The organism is Paenibacillus sp. SN-8-1, assembly GCF_050995535.1.
Classification (GTDB): Bacteria; Bacillota; Bacilli; order Paenibacillales; family Paenibacillaceae; genus Fontibacillus.
The window spans coordinates 2,711,948-2,733,023 of the sequence record NZ_CP194782.1; the positions used below are offsets into that span (position 1 = coordinate 2,711,948).

The following is a 21,076-nucleotide window of genomic DNA, read 5'->3' on the forward strand; positions in this document are numbered from 1 at the left end:
TTAATGGATTATTGCTTACATATGTATACAAATTTAAAGTCAGAGGATTCGTAATGTTCCCCTCATACGTATCCTCACTAATGAACCTCGCATCTCCCGGATCATAAACATCATCATAGATTTGGTTATTTGTGCGTATACTATGTGCATATGATTGCACAAGGAGTTTTCTGTGACTTTTTTAACGTTTTTCCCGCCATTTGTCCTTAGAATTTTTCATATAAATAATTGGTAGACAGTTAAAAAAAAGAAGAACCACCGCAAGGATATATACCCTGCTGTGGTTCAACTTATTGGCATGACAGATCTGGGTAAAAGGACAGTTGTACTCTCCTTCTCTTATCTCTATCACCTATTGAGCGGGCTTCTATCCCCTCACTATCTTCTTGTATCGAACAAGCTCTTAATGAGCGACAGCCCGCTAATCACCCCGAGGAAGAAATGACCGTTACGGCCTGTTATATCCGCATAGTAAGGAATTGTAGGAAGCTTCGTATAACTGGACAATAGTACATAAATCAGCAGAATAAAGCTTGGAAGGAACACCGAAATGAACATCGGTTTGTTGAAATTGGATCTGCCCGGCAGACCAAATAATGCACTTAAATAGATCCCCAAGATGAAGGAGTAGGCGGCACCCACCCATACCCCTCTTTTAATATTGAAATCTACTTCCCCCTGCCGGACTACATCATTCAAGTAATGATTCCCGTAATAGAGCAGCAGAAGCGCGCCAATAATCCAGATAATATAATACATATAGCCTTTTTTCTTCATAACAACTCTCCCGCAATCCAGATTCAGTTAAGCACATCAGCTTCAGACTGTTCGACAGACTTATGATCGCTAAGGTCACGCTGGCCTTTGACGTGCTTCAACTGGGCAACAATAATAAGACTGATGACCACGAGCAGGAACCAGGAACTTATTTTACCGAGATGGACAAGCTGCCAGGCATGCTCCTGATCCGGATAACGCCAGGCACCGAGCAGGGTTGATATATTCTCGGCCACCCAGATGAAGAATCCGACCAACAGAAATGAAACAACGAGCGGCATCCTTAAGGTAAGCTCCTCAACCTTGAAATGGATCTGTGTCTTATAGAATATGAGACATAACAGCACAATCAGAACCCATCTGTAATCACCTATATAGTGATGAGTGAAGAAGTTCAGATAGATCGCGCCACTGATCAGCCAAGGCAGAACAGGTCCCGGCCAACCCGTGATCCGAAGATCCATTCGCCTCCAGGCCTGGCAGATGTAACTTGCTACACTGGCATACATAAAGCCGCTGTAGAGCGGCACACCATAAATTTTGCTCCACCCGGGCTCTGGATATGACCAGGAACCCATATGCACTTTGTAGAGCTCCAAGGCAAGCCCAATAATATGGAACAAGCAGATGACCTTGAGCTCATCGATCGTCTCCAGGCTGAATAACACCATGGCTACTTGGGCCACGATACAGATCATCAGGATCAGATCATATCTTGGCACATAAGGTACATGGATGAACTTGGTTATAGCCAATGAGGCAAAGATAATAACCGGGAATACACAGCAAAGGGCCTCTTTCCAGGTAAAAGCCCATAATTTACGCCAAAATATCATTTTTCACCACCAAATCTCGAATTCACAGCTTGATCACCATATGAATATCTTCTGGTTCAAGCTGGTACAGTTCTTCATCCACCTCAGCAGTCAAGCGGCTCCCGCAATGGGTATAGAATTGTACAGCTGACTGGGTTTCGGTAGAGGACACATAGAGGTATGCAGCCCCTCGTCTGATTGCTTCACGCTTCAGCTCATTCATAATGGTTCTTCCAATGCCCTGTCTCCGGTATGCTCTCGACACGTACATCAGATCCACCTGGAGTTGGTTCAGGTCTTGGCCACGGAATTTATATCCTAGAACTCCGAAGCCAGCCAGTGTCGTACCGTCATATGCACCATAAGCAAAGCCACCGCCATGCAGCTGTTCGCGGTACCTTGCCTTTAGCTCTTCCAGATGATGCGAGTCCCATGCTACACATTCATGCCCGGCCTGAATTTCCTGAATACTTCCTTCCTCTATCCGATAAACCTTCTCAATATACTCCGAACGGTCAATTTGTGCAATCAATTCCGCCTCTTTTACATTCATTACTCTGTAGCTAATCACGTGGTCTTCTATCCTTTCATTCATTTAAGTCCATTTCAAGCATGATCATATCTCTGCAAGGAATCCCATTCTCAAATATGGGCTCATTATAGTGCTTGATGAAATAATCCCGCAGGACACCCACTATGCGAAATCCACTCTTCTGGTAAAAGGCCAGTTGATTCAGGCTGGAGTTCCCAGTTCCTACCTTCAGATGAAGATAGCCAGCCTGACGGGCAGCATGAATGGTGTACTGCAGCAGCCTGGTCCCGAAGCCTTTACCTTGTGCATTCTCAGCTATAGCAATGTTAACGATCTCGACAGTGGCGCCCGAACGGGGCACAAGTACACTAATACCCAAGACCTTCTCGTCTTCCAGCAATTTGTAGATGATACCATTATGTATATATGTCTCAATCATATGTTCATCAGGGTCAGCTAGAAGCAGCAGATCCATCGGCAGTTGTTCAGATTCCATATGCTCTCGTATAGATATAGTTGAAATTTAAGTTCCCCTCCCATCGCTTTCGCGTAATTTCACAGCACTCGTCCTATTATACCATTTCGTACAATCTCGCACTTAGGGAGGATGTAATTTAGATGCAAACGGTTTGCAGTGTGTTAGAGATTGACATTCAGGAGTTAATCGAGTTGGAGTAGTCCTTTTGTTCTAGTAAGTCGTTCTATGCACGTAAAAATTGCAAAACAAATTTAAATGGCAGGGAGAAAGCGACAGTATGACTTTGGAGAATAGAAATGGTGGTAAATAAAGTTATTATAGTTATTTGCTAACAAAATAAAGAGTAAAGAGGGTATACGTTTTAAAGGTGATGTACATACTAAAGAATTTGCTAAAACATCATTTTAGGGATTGCAAAAGGTAAGCCAATTCTCTATACAAAAAAATAAACTATTCGATACTGTGTAGTCCCTCCAACAAAAAGAACCTTGAAAGACATTCAGCCAATCAAGGTTCTTGAGAAAAAATTCAGGGAAGATAGATTTCACATTTCTATATTTTAACAGTACCCTTTGTCTTTTAAGTCTTTTTTCGCTAAATCAAGAGCAACAGCCAATTTAATTTGATTTTGCTTATTAAGTCCTTTTAAATACTGAGATATTGTTATAGTTTTGACTTTTGGCTCTATTTCAGAATTATTACGCTCTAGTTCAATTTCTGCTATAATGCTATCGTTTATCAGTATCTTATAGATATCCTCACCTTGTTCAGGTATCCAATTAATGATATATGCTGTAATCATTTCTGTATAAAAACTTTTTATCACTTCTAGAAGCGTTATTTTATCTTCACTTTTGAAAAGTAACTGATTAGATTTAATAAGGAGTTCCCTAATTTCTTGTTCTGTTTTGCTCCCAATAAGTTTCACAATCCCATCCTCTCCAGACATTTTCTATTTTATTTTTCCTGGCGTTACTGTCACTAGGTTACCATTTCTATCGGTCAGGATAGTCATGGTAGATGTAGGTTTAAAATTATTGAACTTGTCAAGCCCAATTGATTTATTTAATGTGACTTCTCTTATATATCGAACACCATCAGCACTATCTAGGCTTCTATTAATAGGGGATTTAACAATATCTTTGCTTGATAGCAATGAACGTAATTCATCCTGAGAAATTGTAAAATGTGAATCATTCTTATAAGAAAAATGCCTATCTATTACATGACCCCATCCATCATTACTTAAACTAATGCGTGACTGAACATTAGGGGGCATTCCCTTAACTTTACCTATACCCTGAGTTATATTCCCTGTAGGTCTACTTCCTCCCTCTGGTGCCAAAGTAGATGGCAACATCTCCATCACAGAATTGCGCTCCCAATCCTGATAGGCCGCAAGGAGTTGGCTTTTTGCCAATCTGTATTACCTGCACTATTCTTATACGGACTTGTCTGCGTTAGCAACTCGAACAATTGCTTAAACCAATTGTTGTATTATTAAGTATGGATTAGTATACATAATCAATATTTGATATAATCATAATAATCCCAGTACCCCGCATTCTTGGTGGAGGTTGCTTCATAGTTCGATTAGTCGGTCTGGTCCTCATACAAAGTTCACTACTGGGTTACTTGCATTGGATCTGGAAATAACCAGGCTATCGTTTTTTATATCGGGTCTTGTTACTATCCTCGATTTTAGATATTCTGATCCCTACATCTCAACCCGAATTTTGGTAGTTTTATTTTCCTTGATTACAGTCTTGAGCCGGTCAAGACATTGTAGGTGAATGTCATTTCCGGCGAATCATTAGTGTTACTATCTCCTTCAATGTGGATCGATACCCGGTGAATCGTACGAATTAGAACATTGGCTTTCCTAGAGAAAACCACAATACGAGACTTAGTCGCATTGTTGTTTGTAGTCATGATATCTTGATAACTTGAGTATCTATTCTATAGCTTCACAAAACATTTCTTCCACAGTACCAATTTTCCTCTTAATAAGGCTCCTCTCTATTAGATGATTGAACAATATATCCATGTACTGATATTTTACGTACTAATGTGAAAATATATCCGTTAGCTAATCAAGGTTGAGAGATATGCAATTCCTCTAACATTATGTCAGAACATACTACTGACAACCACGGTTTTGAGTAGTCTGTAGTAAAAATCCCCACATATTTTTGCTCATCTGAATTATTTTTACTCTCTACCAGCTCTTTAAAGAGGACAATCGTAAAGAGACTTTCTTTGTTTACTTCATCAGGAGTTAAGGGAAGTTCTGTGCTAATTTGAAAATCCGCCTTTATACATTTTTTAAAAATAATTTTTAGCAGCCTTGTAGTGTCCCTTCCATCTTGGATATCCCAATAATAATCAACAACAACTATCAGGTCTATTAAATTTTCATCCCATTTCACTTCAGTAACAATACTATCTGTAAAATCAAAGTTTTCTAGAACGTCATATAAGCTGAAAGCCAACACTTTTTACTCACCTACTTTTTAAAATAAAAATGGGTCAAATCTCTTAATTCTTGCTTTGTTGCGTTGCTTGGGAATACCCCATTGTTATCGAGATAGCCGCCCTTATTTGGGACCCAAAATAAGGAGTACCTTCCCCAGGCTCTGCATGTATTCTCACCTTTGTACCTGTTTTTGAGTCAGTTAGAATGGTGGCAGGCCCACTTTTCTTTCCACCAGGCTCAATTATTACGTAAATCTTCAATAGTTATATGCATCCCTTTTTCTGGGTCGTAATCTAATTTCCCTCTTATTTTTCCATAAGCAGACTGCCCACCAACCACATTACCATATCCAGCACACTAAAATTTAAAGCCTTAAGAGACACTATCTCTTAAGGCTTTGTTATCACTCAAAATGAATATCTATCATTTTAAGCCCATCTAATAAAAAATAACAATTTTCAGTTGTATCAGAGGCTAAAAGTTCAGTTAAAGGGCTTCCAAACCTTGTCCAATTGTCTGAAATCCCCCCCAAAACATTATTTATTTCCTCTTCGGTAGTACCTACTGAAATTAACATTGTAATCTCTACAACGTATACTCCATCAATCTTCCAATATGGTTCTATCTTCTGGATTTCTTTACTCCTTAATATAGGTTGAAAAATATTAACTCCTTATAGAGATGAAAAAGGCCATTTTACTACTAATTCTTCAGGAAGAAAAGTCTACAGTGAAGAGTTTATATTAATAGGGAGGAAATAAGTAAAATGGTTGAAAAATTAGCCATTAAACCATACGTCAGGTTATTGAAGATGTTAGGCGAAGACTTAATTAAAGACTCAAAAACTGCTTTAATCGAATTAGTAAAGAACGCTTACGATGCTGATGCGACATGGGTAACTGTCAACTTCAAAAATTTCGGAGATAATTTTAGTGTCACCGCTAAATCTGAAATAATCATTGAAGATAACGGGGATGGCATGACTGATGATATATTAAGAAATGAATGGTTAAATCCAGGCACTCCTTTTAAAAAAAATATGAAGAAAAACAATCATGTAACAGAGAAAGGAAGAATTCTTCAAGGGGAAAAAGGCATCGGTCGTTTTTCTATGTTCAAACTAGGAAGAATAATTGAACTTAGTACAAAACATCAAGAATCTTTAAATGAACATAAAATTGTCGTGGATTTATCTAATTACGACGATGACTTTATGTCTAGTTCAGCAAGTAGCGAAGCTGAATTTTTAGAAGACATGGAAGTTACTTTGTCTCAAAACAGTGTTTCTACCTTTGATGAACCAGGATACTTTGAAAGAAAGGGCACTGGAACAAGGATAACTATTTCTAATTTAAATGGATCTTGGAACGCAAAAAAAATAAAAGAAGTATATTCGGACGTAGCAGCTTTACAATCAATCGGTCCAATTATTAATGGGTGGACCACCGATTCAAAACTGGAAGACTTTAGTACAGGCGCGCGCGAGTTTGCAGTTCATTTTTATCGGGATGGGGTAGAAACTTATCACAAAAAAGAATACGAAGCCAACTTGGAGCAACTGCTAAATATCATAAAGGAAAAGTGTTTTCTAGAAGTAAAGCAAGGCAAATTTAATGATCAAGATAAAGAATTCAGTTTCACTATCAACAATGCTAGCAAGACAATAAAAATAACCGATCCACTAATGAAAAACCTTAATGTATATAAAAGATATTTTGTTGATGAAAGAGATAGCTTTGAAGAAGACACTATTGAATGTGGCCCGTTTTCTTTTGAGTTCTATATCTTCCTTCTAGATCCACGTGCTTATAATAAAATTGAAACCGAAAAATATAGAGTAAATACAGAAGAAAGAGAAATTCTTAAAAAACATCGTATTTATCTATATCGTGATGATATAAGGGTTTACCCTTACGGTGATCCAAAGGATGATTGGTTACAAACAGATACATTGCGGGGAATATTGCAAGCTGGACAATTTTTTAGTAATGATCAAGTCGTCGGCATTATAAATATTACTCATTCTGGAAATCTTAATTTGCAAGATAAAACTAATAGAGAAGGTTTGATAGCTAATGGTGAAGCTGTTTCAGAAATTATAGCTTTACTTCAAACATTTTTATCATACCTCAGAACACATCAATACAATGATTTTTTATTAGAATTAGAAAATGCAAAAAAACAAGCTGAAAGAAAAAAAGCAGAGGAAGCAAGAAAAAAAAGAGAAGAAGAACGTCAAAAACAAGAAGAACAGAGAAAAAAGGATGAGGAAGAGCGCTTATTAAGAGAAGAAGAACAGCGAAAAAAAGCAGAACAGGATAAACAAGAAGCAGCACGAACCAAGCAAAATCGAGAGGATGAACAGCAAGAGGGCCAAGATCAGAACCCTAATGGAAGTAATAAGGAAAATGAATCTGATCCTGGTAACAAAAGTATTGAAGAGATTGAAACAGCGATAGATATGAAAAACAAGAGAAAAAACTTATTTTTTAAGCGTTCAGATATTTTGAAATCCTCTATTCAAGGATCAACTTTTTACCTTGAGCATAATGAATTAATAGAACAATTATCCAGTTTGAAATACGAGAAGCATTATCTTCTATTTGTAATGTCTTTTCGTGTTTTGATTGAAAACGCAGCTAAAAAATACTTAGTTAGCTTTGCTCAAAAAGATTTGCGCGCTGGACTTGGAGAAAATGTTAATCTTATGATTGAAGATATTCTAGCCAGAACTTCTCAGTTAGAAGCTCCTAAACAAAGTATTATATATGGAATGTTCGGTGGAAGAGATTCTTTCCGAAACCAATTAAAAGTAATAAAAGACGAATTTTACAAAAATGGAAGTCAAGAACTCTTGGCGACTCGTTTAAATGCGTTAACTCACAATCCAATAAGAATGGAAGAGTTAGATGCTTTAAACATAGCGAATAATAAAATTCTACCCTTGATCTTAGTTTCTGAAAAGTTAATGGAACTTTAACCATATATGAGAATGGTAATACACGTATCCGTGATTTGCTTCATAAAAAATAGTAAAGAATGAAAGATTGAATGATCGGCCACCTTTAGTATATTTCAAAGGTGGCCTTTCCAGCCAAAGGGGGCCAACATTCACTGACTGTGTCGCAATTATTGCTCAGTAGCAACATCTGCTGTAGCAAGAGCTGTTGGAATCACTACTGGAGCATACATAATCCCTGCCGCTAAAGCAGGTACTGATAAGGATAAGGAGAACCAATCTTCCTTGACACCTCTTGTCATATCCGTACTGCGTGAAGAATTCGGATGGATCCGAGACATTCATCAACCGATTCTGATCATCGAATTCATGACGGACGATATTTTGGACGCCTTCGGACTCTTTGGCTTATATCGCTGGGAACTCTGTCACTAAAAAACAACCCTCAAAAGAGGGGTAGAATTTCTCTTCTGAGGGTAAATCCTGTATTACTTTAATCCTATTCTTACTTCACCATCATGAAATATCTCTATAACATATCCAGAAGATGGTGAAAATAACCACGTATCAAAACTTACAGCAGTAACATCATCTATAAATTCAAATACTTTTTCTAAATTAGATTGAATAATAGGTAATGTAACTTCGTCCCAAATTACATAAATAATATTACTGTAATCAACGTTTTGATTTAAAAAGGAATTTATATCTTCAACTGTATTTACCTCTGTGTGATTAGATACTTTATCCCAATCAATTCGCCCCCAATGAGTAAATGGAAATGAATCTTCAAAATTGTTTAATATTTGCTCCCTTTGACTGTCAGATAAAACATGTGCATTCTCACCAAGTACTTCGATACACTCATCAAATAGACTCATTTTGTCTCTCCCTTATTTATTCAAATGTTTTAATAGAGATTTGAATGTACTTTCGCTGCCCTCAAACGGAATTACTATTTTTATAGCATTAGAACCTTTACCATTACGATAATCTTCAATATTTATGTGCATACCTTTTTCTGGGTCGTAATCTAATCTCCATCTTACTTTTCCATCAGCAGACTGCCTACCAACCACTTTACCATATCCAGCACTGGATTTAAGTGTTCCAATATAAGGTTTTGAATTTGGTCCTAAATCTCCAACCAAGTGCAGGGCTTGATTTCTAGCTTGTTCAAAATTTTTGACTTTACCTAGTATCACCTCTCCTTTTCCTATACCCTTAAGTTTTCCAAGCATTCCGAAAGATGATACAGCTATGCTCTCACCAGGGTGATTTTCAATAAAGTCAGATACACCTTTAAGAAAGCTTTGAACAGCGCTCAATAAAGGGTTCGATGCATGGGCTTTGTTCATTATAGAATCCATTGGTATCATCTTATCTGTACTTTGCATGATATCAGAATCAGAATATTTTTTTCTTGCCTGTACTCTTATTTTTTCTGCTTCCTTAGACCAATAGTCTCTTTCCCCTTGAGTAGTTGCATTCGCCCACATATTTTTCATTTCATTAATAGTATAATTAAAACCGAGATTCTGGTTCCATTGACCGGTTGGATCAATATAAATTAATGGATTATTAGTTACGTACGTATACTGATTCAAACTCAGTGGATTAGACACATCCCCTTCATACGTATCCTTACTAATAAACCGCCCTGAAGATGGATCGTAATATCTTGTCCGCAGATAATAAAGCCCGGTCTCTTCATCCTGCAGTTCCCCCGCATATTTGAACGAGTTCGGTACCTTCTCCTCTTTTTGAAGAATATTGCCCCACTCATCGTACTGGTACTTGTTTACCACTGTACCATTCTCGTCAATGATCTGGACAACATCCCCATGTCCGTTATACATATAATAATACTTCTTGTTCGATGCCGCATCCCGCTTCTCAATTAGACGGTCTGGTCCCCATACATAGTTCGCTACGGCTTGGTTAGTAGCGTTCGCTTCCGAGATTATCAACCCATCATTGTTGTACGCATACCGCGTTTTATTACTTCCCGTAGCCTTGTACAACCGGAGCCCTTGCATTTCATACTCAAACTGAGTCGTCTGTTGCCCCTTGGTTACCGTCTGGAGCTGGTCCCAGACATTGAAGGTATACGTCTTGTCCGACGAATCCTCAAGCCCGCTGTCCCCCTTCACGGTAGAGCGGTTCCCACGAACATCGTAAGCGTAGACAACAGTCTGTCCGTTTGGACGCTTGACCTGGGTCAATCGGTTCAATTTATCATACTGATAGTTCGTCGTTCCCGTACTGTCTGTGATCGCTGTGATATTGCCATTCGGGTCATACCCATATTGGTAATCGGATATAACCGCGCCTCCCTTAGTGTTCGTTACCTTGGTCTGCCGGCCTATCCCGTCATAACTCTTGCTTGTCTTCAGAATGCTGCCGTCATTAAGCTTTGGATACGTGATGCTGCTGACCTTACCATCCGGTTCATACTGGTAGAATGCATTGGCTGTATCCGCGCTGGAAGCCGCATACGCCCCATCTGTCTGCACTCTTGAAATGCGCGTCTTATCATATCCATACTGTGTAAAGAAGTCGAATGGATCGGATACGTTCTTCAACCGATTCTGGTCATCGAATTCATGACGGACGATATTTGCTACTCCGTCTGACACGTTTGCTTTGTAAGTTTGTGACCCATACATATTATAGTCATTATAAACGGTCATAAAGTTAGCGCCGCTACGGGTCTCTTCTTGACGAGTAGGACCGAACGAACTGTACTGGTATATATTCTTAAGGGTTGTCTGATTGACCACCTTAGCTAGGTTACGTCCAGCTTCATCATATAGATAGTTAATCATGTTGCCATTCGGATCGGTACGGAGTGAGATTTGTCCCAATTTATTTCGAGAGAACTTATCCTGATTGGATGCAGGATCTGTACTGCTCTTCAGGAAGCCCGTCTCATCGTAGTCCTTGGAGCTTACCCAGGATTTGATTCCATCCGTTTGCGTTGTGGTTTTAAGCTGTCCTAGCTTGGTATACGCGTATGTCGTAGTTTGATTCAGCGCATCGGTTACCGATGTCAACCGGTTCAGCTTGTCATATGCATATTTCGTCGTGTTGCGATTTGGGTCCGTATAGGTAAGGACATTGCCCGCATCGTCATAGCTGTAGTTCTCTTCAACTACATTCGTGGTCCGGTTCGGCCAGTTCGGAAAGCCCTTACGGGAGACTTCTCTGCCCCAATTATCGCTGATAGATTCCATGACATTCCGCTTAATGCCGTCCTGCGGGTTGCTACGGAAAGCAGGGACATCTGCACTAGCCACAAAGTAAGACGTGTTCTTGTGGTCAATAAGATCGTAGTCGCTCCGGTACAGATTGCCATAAGGATCAAGCATTTCATTGGCTCTCCCCCATGCATCATATGATGCCTTGGATACATTGCCGCTGGTATCCGCCACATACTCAGGACGGGCCATAATATCGTAGTGATACTGGGCACGAATTAACTCTTTACTTTTGGCAATATCTAGTTGGCCTTGAAGTACCAAGTTACCAAAACCATCATAGAACTCGTGAGTGTAGTTCTCATAGCTCGGAACGTTATTCTCAAGCTTGGTTGTCTTAGTATAGCTGTCGACTCGAGTGGTAATGAGATACTTATTATCCGCGTCGAAATAATCCGGGCTGCTATCCACAATCTGATCATTGTAGACCCAAACGTCTTCAACCTGATAACGTTCTCCTGATTGATTGTTCGTAATAGGATGAAGGGCACTGATTACTCTTCCGTATTCATCATACTTAAACTGCGTGGTTTGGTTGTCGGAATTCGTCTCGGAAGTAAGCAGTCCCAACAAGACATTATAGGTTCGCTGCACCGTTGTCTCAATTTGTTGTCCTGCATCATTAGTGTAGTGGCTCTTGATTGTTGTAGGGAACAGTTGAGAGGCTGCCTGGCCATATACAGAGATGGTCTGGGACGTCTTCCCGCTCTCCAGTAGTGTTGAGACTTCTACCGTTCGAGAGTCAGCCCCCATTGTATAATTATAGGATGTGACTTCCCCATTCACATTCTGGGCGGTCTTGATACGCCCCTGACTATCATAACTATAGATCTCATTAAGCAATGTAGTACCATTATAGTACTGCGTCTTGGTTGGCAATTTGTAGGTTGGATCATATTCATATGTTGTGGTGTACTGCCTTAGCTGATTAGGATCATTTTGTTGGGCGGCTGTTAAGGGTCTTGTCTCCGATAACAGGTCTCCTGCTGCACTATACTGATAATTAGTGTACAGCTTGTTCTCCCTGCCGCCGCTGGTAACCTTACTCTCTACCTTTGTCGGCTTAAATTTGTAGTTCGGATCATACGCCTGAACCGTCTCTACAGAAGTCTCACCGTTCTTCGCTGTCTGTTCAGTTGTTAACAGCTGCTTCTTTCCGTTAAATGTCGACTTTGTCTTCATTCCATCATTGTTAGTAACCTCGGAGCCAAACCGGTATGATTCAGGCAGATTCTCTTCTTCAGAGTAGTTCGGATAGCCCGTAACGTCGCCAAAGTAGGTATAATTCCTCTGATTGTATAATCCCCTGGCCTTGATCTGTGGATTAGGTTGGTCATATTCATAGATATTTAGACCATCCCAGCGACGGGAGACTTCAAAGGCCTGGTAAGCCCCGTTTCCTCCCCAGTTCCGTGACACCACGTGATATTCATAAAAGCTGGTAGAATGCGGGTACATAGCGTATTGAAGTAAATATACAGCAGTTCCCGCTGTGCTGCTGCCAAGTGACTTGCTCTGAGAATCAAATGCCTCGGAAGCTAAATAATAATTATAGAATGTACTGTAGCCTTCTGTATCCTTAACGCTGGACAAGTAAGGCTCATATCTTGTTCCAATTAAGGTTCCATTCTCAAAAATGCTTACCTGTTTCCTCTTTTTGCTATACACAATTGTCTGTTTGTCGATCGTTGAAGGGTGACTTACAGTTATTTTAATATCTTCTGTCATATTCTGTGTATCAAAATTAGGATCATTCAAATTACTCTGATAATTAAAGTCAATATTACGCCCAACAGAATCCACAATCTTCACTATGACCGGATAAGTATGACCATTCATAGTCCTGTTAATATGTGTAAACCGCACCTCATTACCGAACCGGTCCTTTATCCCGAGCAGCCTGCCGTCACTGCCAAAGTAGGTCTTCTTCTTATGCTCATCGGTAAAAACATAACTGGAATTCATTTGTCCGTTAGAATAACTGGAATCGTAGAGCATACTTACATCATTTCGACCATAATCCTCCAGTTTACCCTGGTTATTCCCATCGAAACGTACAATATACGCTGCTCCAGTTCCGTCATGGAAATGGATGTAATCCCCTTCTATTTGCAGCGAAGGAAAGGCAAGCGACCAGCCTCCCCCAATATCATAACGGAGGCGACTGTATGAGTTCTCATCCGGATAAATCTTTGTTGTTGTAGTATAAGTAATCTGTACGTACTGCACCGTCTTGTATTCAATATCATATTCAATATACTGCCTTCCACTGTCAGGCTGATTTCGAATATAGTAATCAGCTATGCTGTATGCTGAGCTATAGTCGCTGTAATAACCAGGTACCTTGGTTCCATAACTTGATGTAGCATTATCCCAATACAGCAAAGTGACATAATATCCTGTACCGTAACCAACCAGTTGGCTTGTATCTGAAGTAACGGATACTCTCTTAGTACCAACTTCAGCTTGGCTGGAGTTATATTGCCGATCCAAGTTGACATCAAGCCCATCCTTGCCGGGAAGACTTAAGTCATGCTCCGTCAAGGTTAATGTTCCTGTGGCCGGGTCTATACTTTCCGATACCTGATTCCTATCCGACAAGTTAGGCTTATTCGACTCATTTACCAATTTTGGAGTGACAAGTCCGTTCAACACACCTTCGAGAACTTTGTTGTCCACCTGAGCATAGGTAGATGGAGCGCCAATTTGTGAACTTACAACAAAAAGGACAAGGGCAATTATAAAATTACGTGTATAGTTAAATAGTTTGATCACCAAATACTCACTCCTTCTCCACGAGTACATTCTTACTCAAATCTTTGGCGCTCTTATACTTACTTATAAGTTCATTTAGAGGGGTGCCCGTCTTCTCAGATATCCCCTTCAACCTGGTCAGCACATTTGGATCAATATCCGTCGAATCGGAGGAGTTAGTTGACTGGCTCTCTACCTTTACCGATTTAGCTGATTCATAGTTTGTAACTGCCTTCTCCCCCTTGGACTTAAAGGTGCTTAACAGGTCCGTTATGCTCCCCTTCCCTTGATCCAAGGAGCTCAGTAAGAGTATCTTGTTCTGATCCGTCAGCTTCTCATTCTTAATTTGTTGATATTCACTAGGGTGCTCCTTAATCAGAACCTGCAGCATAGAGGTATCTTTCTCCTGTTGGAGCACCTCACCGAGCTTAGCCCAGTCTAGCTTATCTCCCTCTTTTCGGGTGATGATAGTCTGAGGGTCTATTAATAACTTGTTAGCCAACTCATCAATTTTATAAATGTCGTCCACACTATATCCTTTGGTCACCAGGTCTTCAATCTGTTGCTTGCTCAGGTTGAACAGGTCTGACTTCTTGTTATCCACTTTGAAGGACTTTGATGTTGCCGGGTTAACCTTAGGCTGGTACTCCTTTTCTGTATGAGCAACGCTACTCTCTGAAGTGAAACCTTTAAATTTCTCAAGGTCTTCATTAGCATTAACAGTAATATTACCTTCCTTGTTAGGCACCTGAATGAATGGCTTGTCTGCTGGCTTGCCAAGAATCTTCTCGTTGAACTGACTAAGTACCTCTGCTGCGAACCCTGTTGTTACGGAGGAGAATGGAGATACCAGAACACCAAGGCAAATTGCAGCTACCATTAACTTTTTAACAGATCGTTTGTTATTTTTATTCAATTGGTTCACCTCATCAATTAGATTTAGGAGTCTTAGTAACACGTCTTAACAATAGATTGCCGTTCCGGTCATATTCATACTGAATAACGTATTGATATAAACCTTGTTCATACTCTACTTTTATCAAGTGGTTAGCATCATCATAGGTATAAGTCTTCAGCGGTGACAGCGTAAGACGCAGCAGGTAAGGATCAGGTCCAAAAGCCCCTAGATCGGCATAAACCCGGATATACACCGTTTCATTTTTAACTGCAAAAAAGGAAACATCGACATCTTGCTTATTTTGAGTTTGTAGAACATTAAGTTTCTGTCCAGCTGAGTTCAGTATTTCAACTTTATAGTTCTTATCTTTCGGCGACTGCAAGGTCAGGAAGTAATTGTCAGTATCGGCAGCGACAACTTTATAATAATCCTGATCCAGAGGCTCTGAAATGTATGCGGTTATCAATTTCGAAGCGGTGATAGCTGATGCAGTTGCAATGGTATTGTTTGGCTCATAGAGATCTGCAGCTGACTTAGAGGCAGTTAAATAAGCAGCATCCAAGGCAAGGATGTAGCTGGTACTTGCCGTGTTCTTGCCCGTAACTTCCAGCTTGAGAGTATGTGTTGCCCGGTTGTCCAAGTTAATATTTCCCACAGCAACATTTGCATACTTTGCAGAGGGACTGTATAGATCAATAGGTTGTCCAACAGCTATCCCATCTACATACACCTTTGCTATACCACGATTTGTGAACTGCTTAAGTCTGAGATCTAGCTGATAAGAACCCGCCTTACTAACCTGGAAAGGGAATTCTATATAATCTCCTACGGTACTAGATTCATAAAATACATGATTCCCGCCACTAGATTCTTTCTCACTTATTTTGGTCTGCTTCTTTCCAGAGCTATTTCCACCAGTTAGCTGCTCTAATTCAAGAACGGTTTTGCCTGCAAGCGTTGAAACTTGTAGAGTAGTGCTCCAGTCTGAATAGATTCCGTCTTTGTTCTTCGCTTTGACACGGTATGAATAAGTTGTGCCAGCAGTGAGACCTTGAATTGTAGTGAAGGTTTGTGTACCCGCTACCTTTCCAGCAAGTTGATCGTGCTCGTATATTTCATAGCTATCTATCCCTTTTGTATCTGTAGAAGCTGTCCATTCCAAATTCAATGTGGTATCTGCCTGAATTGAAGATTTCAGGTTCTGAGGTGTGGATGGCTTTGCTGCTGTTATTTGTTTAGTTAAATAAAGTGCATCCAACCCTAAAAGGTAAGAAGTACTTAAGGGGTTCTTATCCGTCAGAACAAACTTAATTGTGTGTGAAATTCCGCTGCTTAAGTCCGCCACACCAATTTTGCTATTTACATAACGGGCAGTTGCATTATAAGAGTCTAGTGGGTCCCCAACAGCTTTTCCGTCAATATAAATTTGAGCAATTCCACGATTCTTGAACTGCTTATTCCGCAGATCAATCTGATATTGTCCCGGCTCCGCTATGCTAAATGGATATTCAATATAGTCTCCGTTGGCACTGGCTTCATAGAACATATGATAGCCTCCGCTTGACTCCTTCTCCGCTACTCTTGAAAGAGGCTTACCGGAGTGTTTAACACCAACAAGAGACTCAAACTCAATAACCGTTTGACCTTTTAAGGTTGCAATATCCAGTATGTTGCTCCAATCGGAGTAGACTCCGTCAATATTTTTGGCTCTCACTTTAAAAGAGTACGTTTGACCCGGAGTGAGCCCTGCAACCGTATAATTGGTTTGTTTCCCCTCAACGGAAGCAATTTGTTGATCTTTCTCATAGATTTCATAAGTGGCAACACCTTTGGAATCCTGAGAACCTGTCCATTCCAAGTTGACAGAAGTATCGGATTGAACTGCTGATTTCAAACCAGAAGGAACAGAAGGTGCTGTAGTTGTTGCCTTTTTAGTTAAATAAAAAGCATCTACTGCCACAATGAAATTACTGCTAGCCGAGTTTTTACCTGTTAGTGCAATCTTAAAGATATGATTCTGGGTTTTATCTAAATTCACAGTGCCCACCAGCGAATTGATATATCTAGCAGTTACATTATAGGAATCAGTAGGTTGACCGACTGGTGCATCATCAATGTAGATTTGAGCTATGCCTCGGTTAGTAAATTGTTTCGAACGAAGTTCTATATCATAACTTCCTGTCTCTGCAACTTGAAATGGGAACTCGATATAATCACCCGCTTCATTAGCTTGGTAGAAATCATGATAACCTCCGCTTGATTCCTTCTCATTTACCTTTGTCAGAGCGTCACCCGAGCTTTTAGAAACTGTTAGACTCTCCAGCTCGTACACCTTTTTGCCCGTGAGGGTAGGAATCTCAATGCTTTGACTGAATTCAGAATAAGCGCCTTCCTTGTTTTTGGCTTTTATCTGAATCTTGTACGTATTTCCTGCAGCTAAACCTCCAATCGTATAGAAGGTTTGATTGCCAGGAACAGTGCCTGCAAGGCTGTCGTTAACATAAATTTCATAAGCTGAGATGAGTGATGAATCTTGGGAAGCGGTCCATTCTACATTAATCGTTGTGTCTGACTGAACCGAAGATTTGAGGTTTGTAGGAGGTGTAGGTAATACAGCTTGTAACGAAGTATCAGTGTTATTCGGTAGTTCTTCCTTTGAAGCAGGCTTACCGGCTTCCTGGGGAACTTCCTCAGTAGATTTTCCCTCTGGTGAATTCTGCTCAGTAGTGGGCGGGGCAGGAACTACAGGTGCAGTTTCATCCTTCACTTGGGTAAGTTCATCTCCAGCAGCAAAAATAGGAACATAGGCCGAAGAAAGGAAAAATACAGAAACAAAAAACAACACAAACATTTTCTTGAATAAATTACTCAAAAGATCACCTCTTTCTATAATATATTCAAAATTATACTAAATGTGGTAAATCGGGAAAATGGTTCAATTTTGTTGATTGCTGATAACCTTTGTCGAAGATTACAATAAATCACTTTCATTGGATTTTTTCATTGCCATAATCTCTCATTCATACCTATCCCTGAGCATGGTATAATGATCAGCGCCGACAATCCTGCCAGCGAGATCCTAATGAAAGAAGATGAATTTATACTCATGATTGCAGTCATCCTTGTTCAAGTCGTGCTGCCGATATTTATACTGATCAGCATCGGTTCGGTGATGCAGTACATATTCCGGCTCGACCTCTATACGCTAACCAAAATCAATTTTTATTTCATAACACCCGCAGCGGTCTTTATCAGCATGTACAAATCAGAAATGTCACCTGCGCTCTTTGGAAATGTGGCCCTTTTCTATACCTTGTATGTACTGATTCTCTATGGGGTCGCCACGCTCGTATCACGGCAGCGTAAATTTACAAAGGGCATGAAAGCGGCATTTACGAACAGTCTGATCATTGACAATTCTGGGAATTACGGACTGCCGATCAATACTCTGGCTTTCAAGGGGGATCCCCTTGCCAGTTCGATTCAGGCCCTGATTATGTCGATGAATAGTCTAGTTACATTCACATATGGAGTTATCTCCATCCAGGGTGCGAAGAAGGAAGGCTTATACCGCCACGCCATCATAGGCTTTCTGAAGATGCCCGTCCCCTATGCACTTGTGCTGGGACTCGTCATGCATATATTCAGCGTTCCACTTCCCATGTTCCTCTACCATCCGCTTCAATATGGCAACCAGTCCATGGTCGCAATCGCACTTCTGACGCTCGGAGCACAGATTATTAAATATCCGCTCAGGCTGGACCGGTTGGAGGTCTATCTAAGTGTGGGTCTTAGGCTGCTGCTCGCGCCTGCCGTTGGCTTCGTGCTGATTCTGCTGCTCGGCCTCAAAGGGATTCCGGCCCAGGCCCTGCTCATTGCCTCCGGCATGCCGGTTGGCGTCAATACCTCGATTCTGGCTGAAGAATATCAGAACGAACCGGATTTTGCGGCCCAGACGATCCTGATCTCAACTCTCCTTAATGTAATTACTATAACCGGGCTAATCTCCCTGACTAAATTTGTGGCATAAGTTAGTTCCGGATATGTCCAAATCTGCCTAGCAAAATGAATGAACAGCTGGAAAGGTCCCGAGTTGGTTATGAACTCGGTCCTTCTGCTGCAAGTTCAATTCAATTCTCTATTTTCATATCATCGCCTATTTAAGGCTGATGATTATTTGTGTACCTCTCTCCGACTATCTGTTCCCCCCTTAACACGTGGATTAACTTCGATTCCCTAATGGACTGCTCCAATTGGTAAAACCCAATACCCTTACAACTTAGGACTAAGGTCAGACCTGTATAGTCAGGTATTCTCTTTCTTTTAGATAAATGCATCAAAGCTCATAGTCTTTTTGGGTCCCGTCGTACCTGTCGGACAACCAGGTTATCCAGCACAATTAACTTGTATAACATTGCCAATTTGGGGAGGGATCAGGATTTATGGGAGTTTTGCGAAAGTATGGGAAGATGTTTGCTGCCGTATGTATCGGACTAAGCCTTTGGTCAGGGCAAGCTCACTCAAGTTATGCAGCCACAAGTACTGAGGTGCTGGAGAAGGAGTGGACCCAGTTCTATGGAAATTCGGCTAACTACAACGAGCCCAGTAGTGTTGCTCCCACTGCTGACGGAGGAAGTGTGATTTTAGGTGAGACTACCCCGCGAGATGGTTATATTACGAAAGTCTATGTAATCAAGACTGATAAAAATGGCCAAGTGGAATGGCAGAATGAGTACTTTGAGGATCAATATGATACAGAAGCTGTTCACGGTTACAATATTAGACAAGTAAAAGATGGCGGTTATTTGGTAGGAGGTGCAGTTAAGGACGATAGCGGAGGCAAGTTTGTATATCGGGCCTATCTGCTCAAGCTTTCTGCCTCAGGGCAGAGAGAGTGGGGACAAATGTATGGTAACTACGGTGATAATCCGGTCAATGAGGTTCGAGAGACTAGTGATGGAGGTTATATCGTGACCACATCAACCTATAATGTATCGGACACAGCGCGCGCTTATATTGTCAAGGTAGGAGCCAATGGAGTGAAGGAATGGGAGCATTATTTCCGAAATAATGAGCTCGTCGAGTATAGTGATGATCAATCGTACAGTGATGTCATTGAATCTGAGGATGGGGGCTATTGGGCTATAGGCAGGACACAAGTCTATGGGGCACGGCAAAGTTATCCTCTACTGGTGAAATATGACGCAGCTGGTCAAGTGAAGTTCAAACGAATTAAAGAGACACTGGATTGGGGCAGATTAACTTATAATGAGATCGAGAAAGCCCCTGAGCACGACGGGTATGTATTGCTTAATACGGAGGGCCTTTGGAAAATAAACGAACAAGGACAGACGGTATGGAGCAAGAAATTGGCTGATACCACTCCGGAGCTTGCAAACGTTAACTTCTATGATCTGGAGCCATCTTCTCGTGGATTCCTCATATCAGGCATAAACAAGGTTACAGGGAATCATGTGACTCTAAACGTTGATTCCAAAGGGGCTATCCTTGACGTATTGAGTCAAGAGATTCCCGGTTATTCCTCTCTTAATGCAGCTCGCCGGGCTCCGATTCCTGGAGGGGGACTGCTGCTGTTAAGCAAGACCGACAACGCGGCGCAGCTGGCACTTACCAAATTCAAGTCGGTCTCCCCTAACGAAGGCCCTGGGGGTAGTGAGGAAAGCTATTACCTGGATTCGGAAGAATACTCCATTACGGTGAATACAACTTTTGATATTGTTGCACTTCTCAGGAAGACAGACGGAACGACCCTTCCTGTTACAACGGATACCCGGTTCACAATTGAGCATCCGGACATAGCATCGATTGACGATCAAGGAAACATCACCGGGCTGGCTCCTGGACTTACGAAGATCACTGCTGAATATCAAGGACACAAGGCCGAAGCCACAGTCCTGGTCGTCCGTCCGTACCAGCCGAACTAGACCTGGTTGTTCCTCAGCTTATGAGACCGGCTGAACCCGAGGAATCGGGGACAGCCGGTTTATTTTTATAACAAGTCCAGTATGTCTATATTTGCATAATAAAGAGAGAACAGCCCTTACAGGCCGTCCTCTCTTATTAACGTAACCTACCATTATGGATCAACCGCTTCCTTGGTAAGCTG

General features: G+C 41.0%; 17 protein-coding genes and 1 pseudogene. 4 read left to right on the forward strand and 14 right to left on the reverse strand.

The window, feature by feature from the left end:
• Positions 1 to 34: 34 nt before the first annotated feature.
• The 10 genes and pseudogenes from ACRRNK_RS12920 to ACRRNK_RS12965 form a co-directional block, all read right to left on the reverse strand.
• A pseudogene (locus ACRRNK_RS12920) lies at positions 35 to 160 on the reverse strand (hypothetical protein); the annotation flags it as partial.
• Between the two features lie 218 nt (positions 161 to 378).
• Positions 379 to 777, reverse strand: coding sequence for a hypothetical protein (locus tag ACRRNK_RS12925; protein ID WP_433943151.1), 399 nt, complete (start codon positions 775 to 777; stop codon positions 379 to 381).
• Between the two features lie 23 nt (positions 778 to 800).
• Complete coding sequence (locus ACRRNK_RS12930; RefSeq protein WP_433943152.1) at positions 801 to 1,613, reverse strand: DUF817 domain-containing protein; 813 nt, start codon at positions 1,611 to 1,613, stop codon at positions 801 to 803.
• A 22-nt stretch (positions 1,614 to 1,635) separates the two neighbouring features.
• The gene (locus tag ACRRNK_RS12935) at positions 1,636 to 2,187 is read right to left on the reverse strand and encodes a GNAT family N-acetyltransferase (RefSeq protein ID WP_433943153.1); all 552 of its coding nucleotides are present in this window, start codon (positions 2,185 to 2,187) and stop codon (positions 1,636 to 1,638) included.
• Positions 2,180 to 2,620 carry a GNAT family N-acetyltransferase gene (locus tag ACRRNK_RS12940; protein ID WP_433943154.1) on the reverse strand — a complete coding sequence of 147 codons (441 nt, stop codon included), beginning with the start codon at positions 2,618 to 2,620 and terminating at the stop codon, positions 2,180 to 2,182. The genes ACRRNK_RS12935 and ACRRNK_RS12940 overlap by 8 nt, the downstream gene beginning before the upstream one ends.
• Positions 2,621 to 3,161: 541 nt before the next feature.
• Complete coding sequence (locus ACRRNK_RS12945; protein WP_433943155.1) at positions 3,162 to 3,551, reverse strand: hypothetical protein; 390 nt, start codon at positions 3,549 to 3,551, stop codon at positions 3,162 to 3,164.
• 3 nt (positions 3,552 to 3,554) lie between these two features.
• Complete coding sequence (locus ACRRNK_RS12950; RefSeq protein WP_433943156.1) at positions 3,555 to 3,971, reverse strand: hypothetical protein; 417 nt, start codon at positions 3,969 to 3,971, stop codon at positions 3,555 to 3,557.
• 389 nt (positions 3,972 to 4,360) lie between these two features.
• A complete protein-coding gene (locus ACRRNK_RS12955) occupies positions 4,361 to 4,534 on the reverse strand; it encodes a hypothetical protein (protein WP_433943157.1) in 174 nt (57 codons plus the stop codon).
• 161 nt (positions 4,535 to 4,695) lie between these two features.
• Positions 4,696 to 5,097: a hypothetical protein gene (locus ACRRNK_RS12960; protein WP_433943158.1), complete on the reverse strand. Its 402-nt coding sequence runs from the start codon at positions 5,095 to 5,097 to the stop codon at positions 4,696 to 4,698.
• Between the two features lie 384 nt (positions 5,098 to 5,481).
• Positions 5,482 to 5,655, reverse strand: a complete 174-nt coding sequence (locus ACRRNK_RS12965; RefSeq protein WP_433943159.1) for a hypothetical protein — start codon at positions 5,653 to 5,655, stop codon at positions 5,482 to 5,484.
• Between the two features lie 189 nt (positions 5,656 to 5,844).
• On the opposite strand from ACRRNK_RS12965, the gene ACRRNK_RS12970 reads away from it, so the two are divergent.
• Both ACRRNK_RS12970 and ACRRNK_RS12975 read left to right on the forward strand, forming a co-directional pair.
• Positions 5,845 to 8,058, forward strand: coding sequence for an ATP-binding protein (locus ACRRNK_RS12970; protein ID WP_433943160.1), 2,214 nt, complete (start codon positions 5,845 to 5,847; stop codon positions 8,056 to 8,058).
• 264 nt (positions 8,059 to 8,322) lie between these two features.
• Positions 8,323 to 8,472, forward strand: a complete 150-nt coding sequence (locus ACRRNK_RS12975; RefSeq protein ID WP_433943161.1) for a hypothetical protein — start codon at positions 8,323 to 8,325, stop codon at positions 8,470 to 8,472.
• 53 nt (positions 8,473 to 8,525) lie between these two features.
• Here the strand turns inward: ACRRNK_RS12975 and ACRRNK_RS12980 are convergent, their stop codons facing one another.
• From ACRRNK_RS12980 to ACRRNK_RS12995, 4 genes are read right to left on the reverse strand one after another with little or no spacing between them, the layout of a single operon-like run.
• Positions 8,526 to 8,918, reverse strand: coding sequence for a hypothetical protein (locus tag ACRRNK_RS12980; protein WP_433943162.1), 393 nt, complete (start codon positions 8,916 to 8,918; stop codon positions 8,526 to 8,528).
• Positions 8,919 to 8,930: 12 nt separating this feature from the next.
• On the reverse strand, positions 8,931 to 14,072 hold the full coding sequence (locus ACRRNK_RS12985) for an RHS repeat-associated core domain-containing protein (protein WP_433943163.1): 5,142 nt from the start codon (positions 14,070 to 14,072) through the stop codon (positions 8,931 to 8,933).
• Between the two features lie 7 nt (positions 14,073 to 14,079).
• Positions 14,080 to 14,967 carry a hypothetical protein gene (locus tag ACRRNK_RS12990; RefSeq protein ID WP_433943164.1) on the reverse strand — a complete coding sequence of 296 codons (888 nt, stop codon included), beginning with the start codon at positions 14,965 to 14,967 and terminating at the stop codon, positions 14,080 to 14,082.
• A gap of 13 nt (positions 14,968 to 14,980) precedes the next feature.
• A complete protein-coding gene (locus ACRRNK_RS12995) occupies positions 14,981 to 17,821 on the reverse strand; it encodes a fibronectin type III domain-containing protein (RefSeq protein WP_433943165.1) in 2,841 nt (946 codons plus the stop codon).
• A 234-nt stretch (positions 17,822 to 18,055) separates the two neighbouring features.
• On the opposite strand from ACRRNK_RS12995, the gene ACRRNK_RS13000 reads away from it, so the two are divergent.
• Both ACRRNK_RS13000 and ACRRNK_RS13005 read left to right on the forward strand, forming a co-directional pair.
• Complete coding sequence (locus ACRRNK_RS13000) at positions 18,056 to 18,979, forward strand: AEC family transporter (protein ID WP_433946888.1); 924 nt, start codon at positions 18,056 to 18,058, stop codon at positions 18,977 to 18,979.
• Between the two features lie 412 nt (positions 18,980 to 19,391).
• Positions 19,392 to 20,894, forward strand: coding sequence for a hypothetical protein (locus tag ACRRNK_RS13005; RefSeq protein WP_433943166.1), 1,503 nt, complete (start codon positions 19,392 to 19,394; stop codon positions 20,892 to 20,894).
• The last annotated feature ends 182 nt before the right edge of the window (positions 20,895 to 21,076 follow it).

Bases quoted from the DNA above. Each gene is read 5' to 3' on its own strand.
- ACRRNK_RS12925 (WP_433943151.1), bottom strand. From the start codon at position 777: ATGAAGAAAAAAGGCTATATGTATTATATTATCTGGATTATTGGCGCG.
- ACRRNK_RS12930 (WP_433943152.1), bottom strand. From the start codon at position 1,613: ATGATATTTTGGCGTAAATTATGGGCTTTTACCTGGAAAGAGGCCCTT.
- ACRRNK_RS12935 (WP_433943153.1), bottom strand. From the start codon at position 2,187: ATGAATGAAAGGATAGAAGACCACGTGATTAGCTACAGAGTAATGAAT.
- ACRRNK_RS12940 (WP_433943154.1), bottom strand. From the start codon at position 2,620: ATGGAATCTGAACAACTGCCGATGGATCTGCTGCTTCTAGCTGACCCT.
- ACRRNK_RS12945 (WP_433943155.1), bottom strand. From the start codon at position 3,551: ATGTCTGGAGAGGATGGGATTGTGAAACTTATTGGGAGCAAAACAGAA.
- ACRRNK_RS12955 (WP_433943157.1), bottom strand. From the start codon at position 4,534: ATGACTACAAACAACAATGCGACTAAGTCTCGTATTGTGGTTTTCTCT.
- ACRRNK_RS12965 (WP_433943159.1), bottom strand. From the start codon at position 5,655: ATGTTAATTTCAGTAGGTACTACCGAAGAGGAAATAAATAATGTTTTG.
- ACRRNK_RS12970 (WP_433943160.1), top strand. From the start codon at position 5,845: ATGGTTGAAAAATTAGCCATTAAACCATACGTCAGGTTATTGAAGATG.
- ACRRNK_RS12980 (WP_433943162.1), bottom strand. From the start codon at position 8,918: ATGAGTCTATTTGATGAGTGTATCGAAGTACTTGGTGAGAATGCACAT.
- ACRRNK_RS13000 (WP_433946888.1), top strand. From the start codon at position 18,056: ATGATTGCAGTCATCCTTGTTCAAGTCGTGCTGCCGATATTTATACTG.
- ACRRNK_RS13005 (WP_433943166.1), top strand. From the start codon at position 19,392: ATGGGAGTTTTGCGAAAGTATGGGAAGATGTTTGCTGCCGTATGTATC.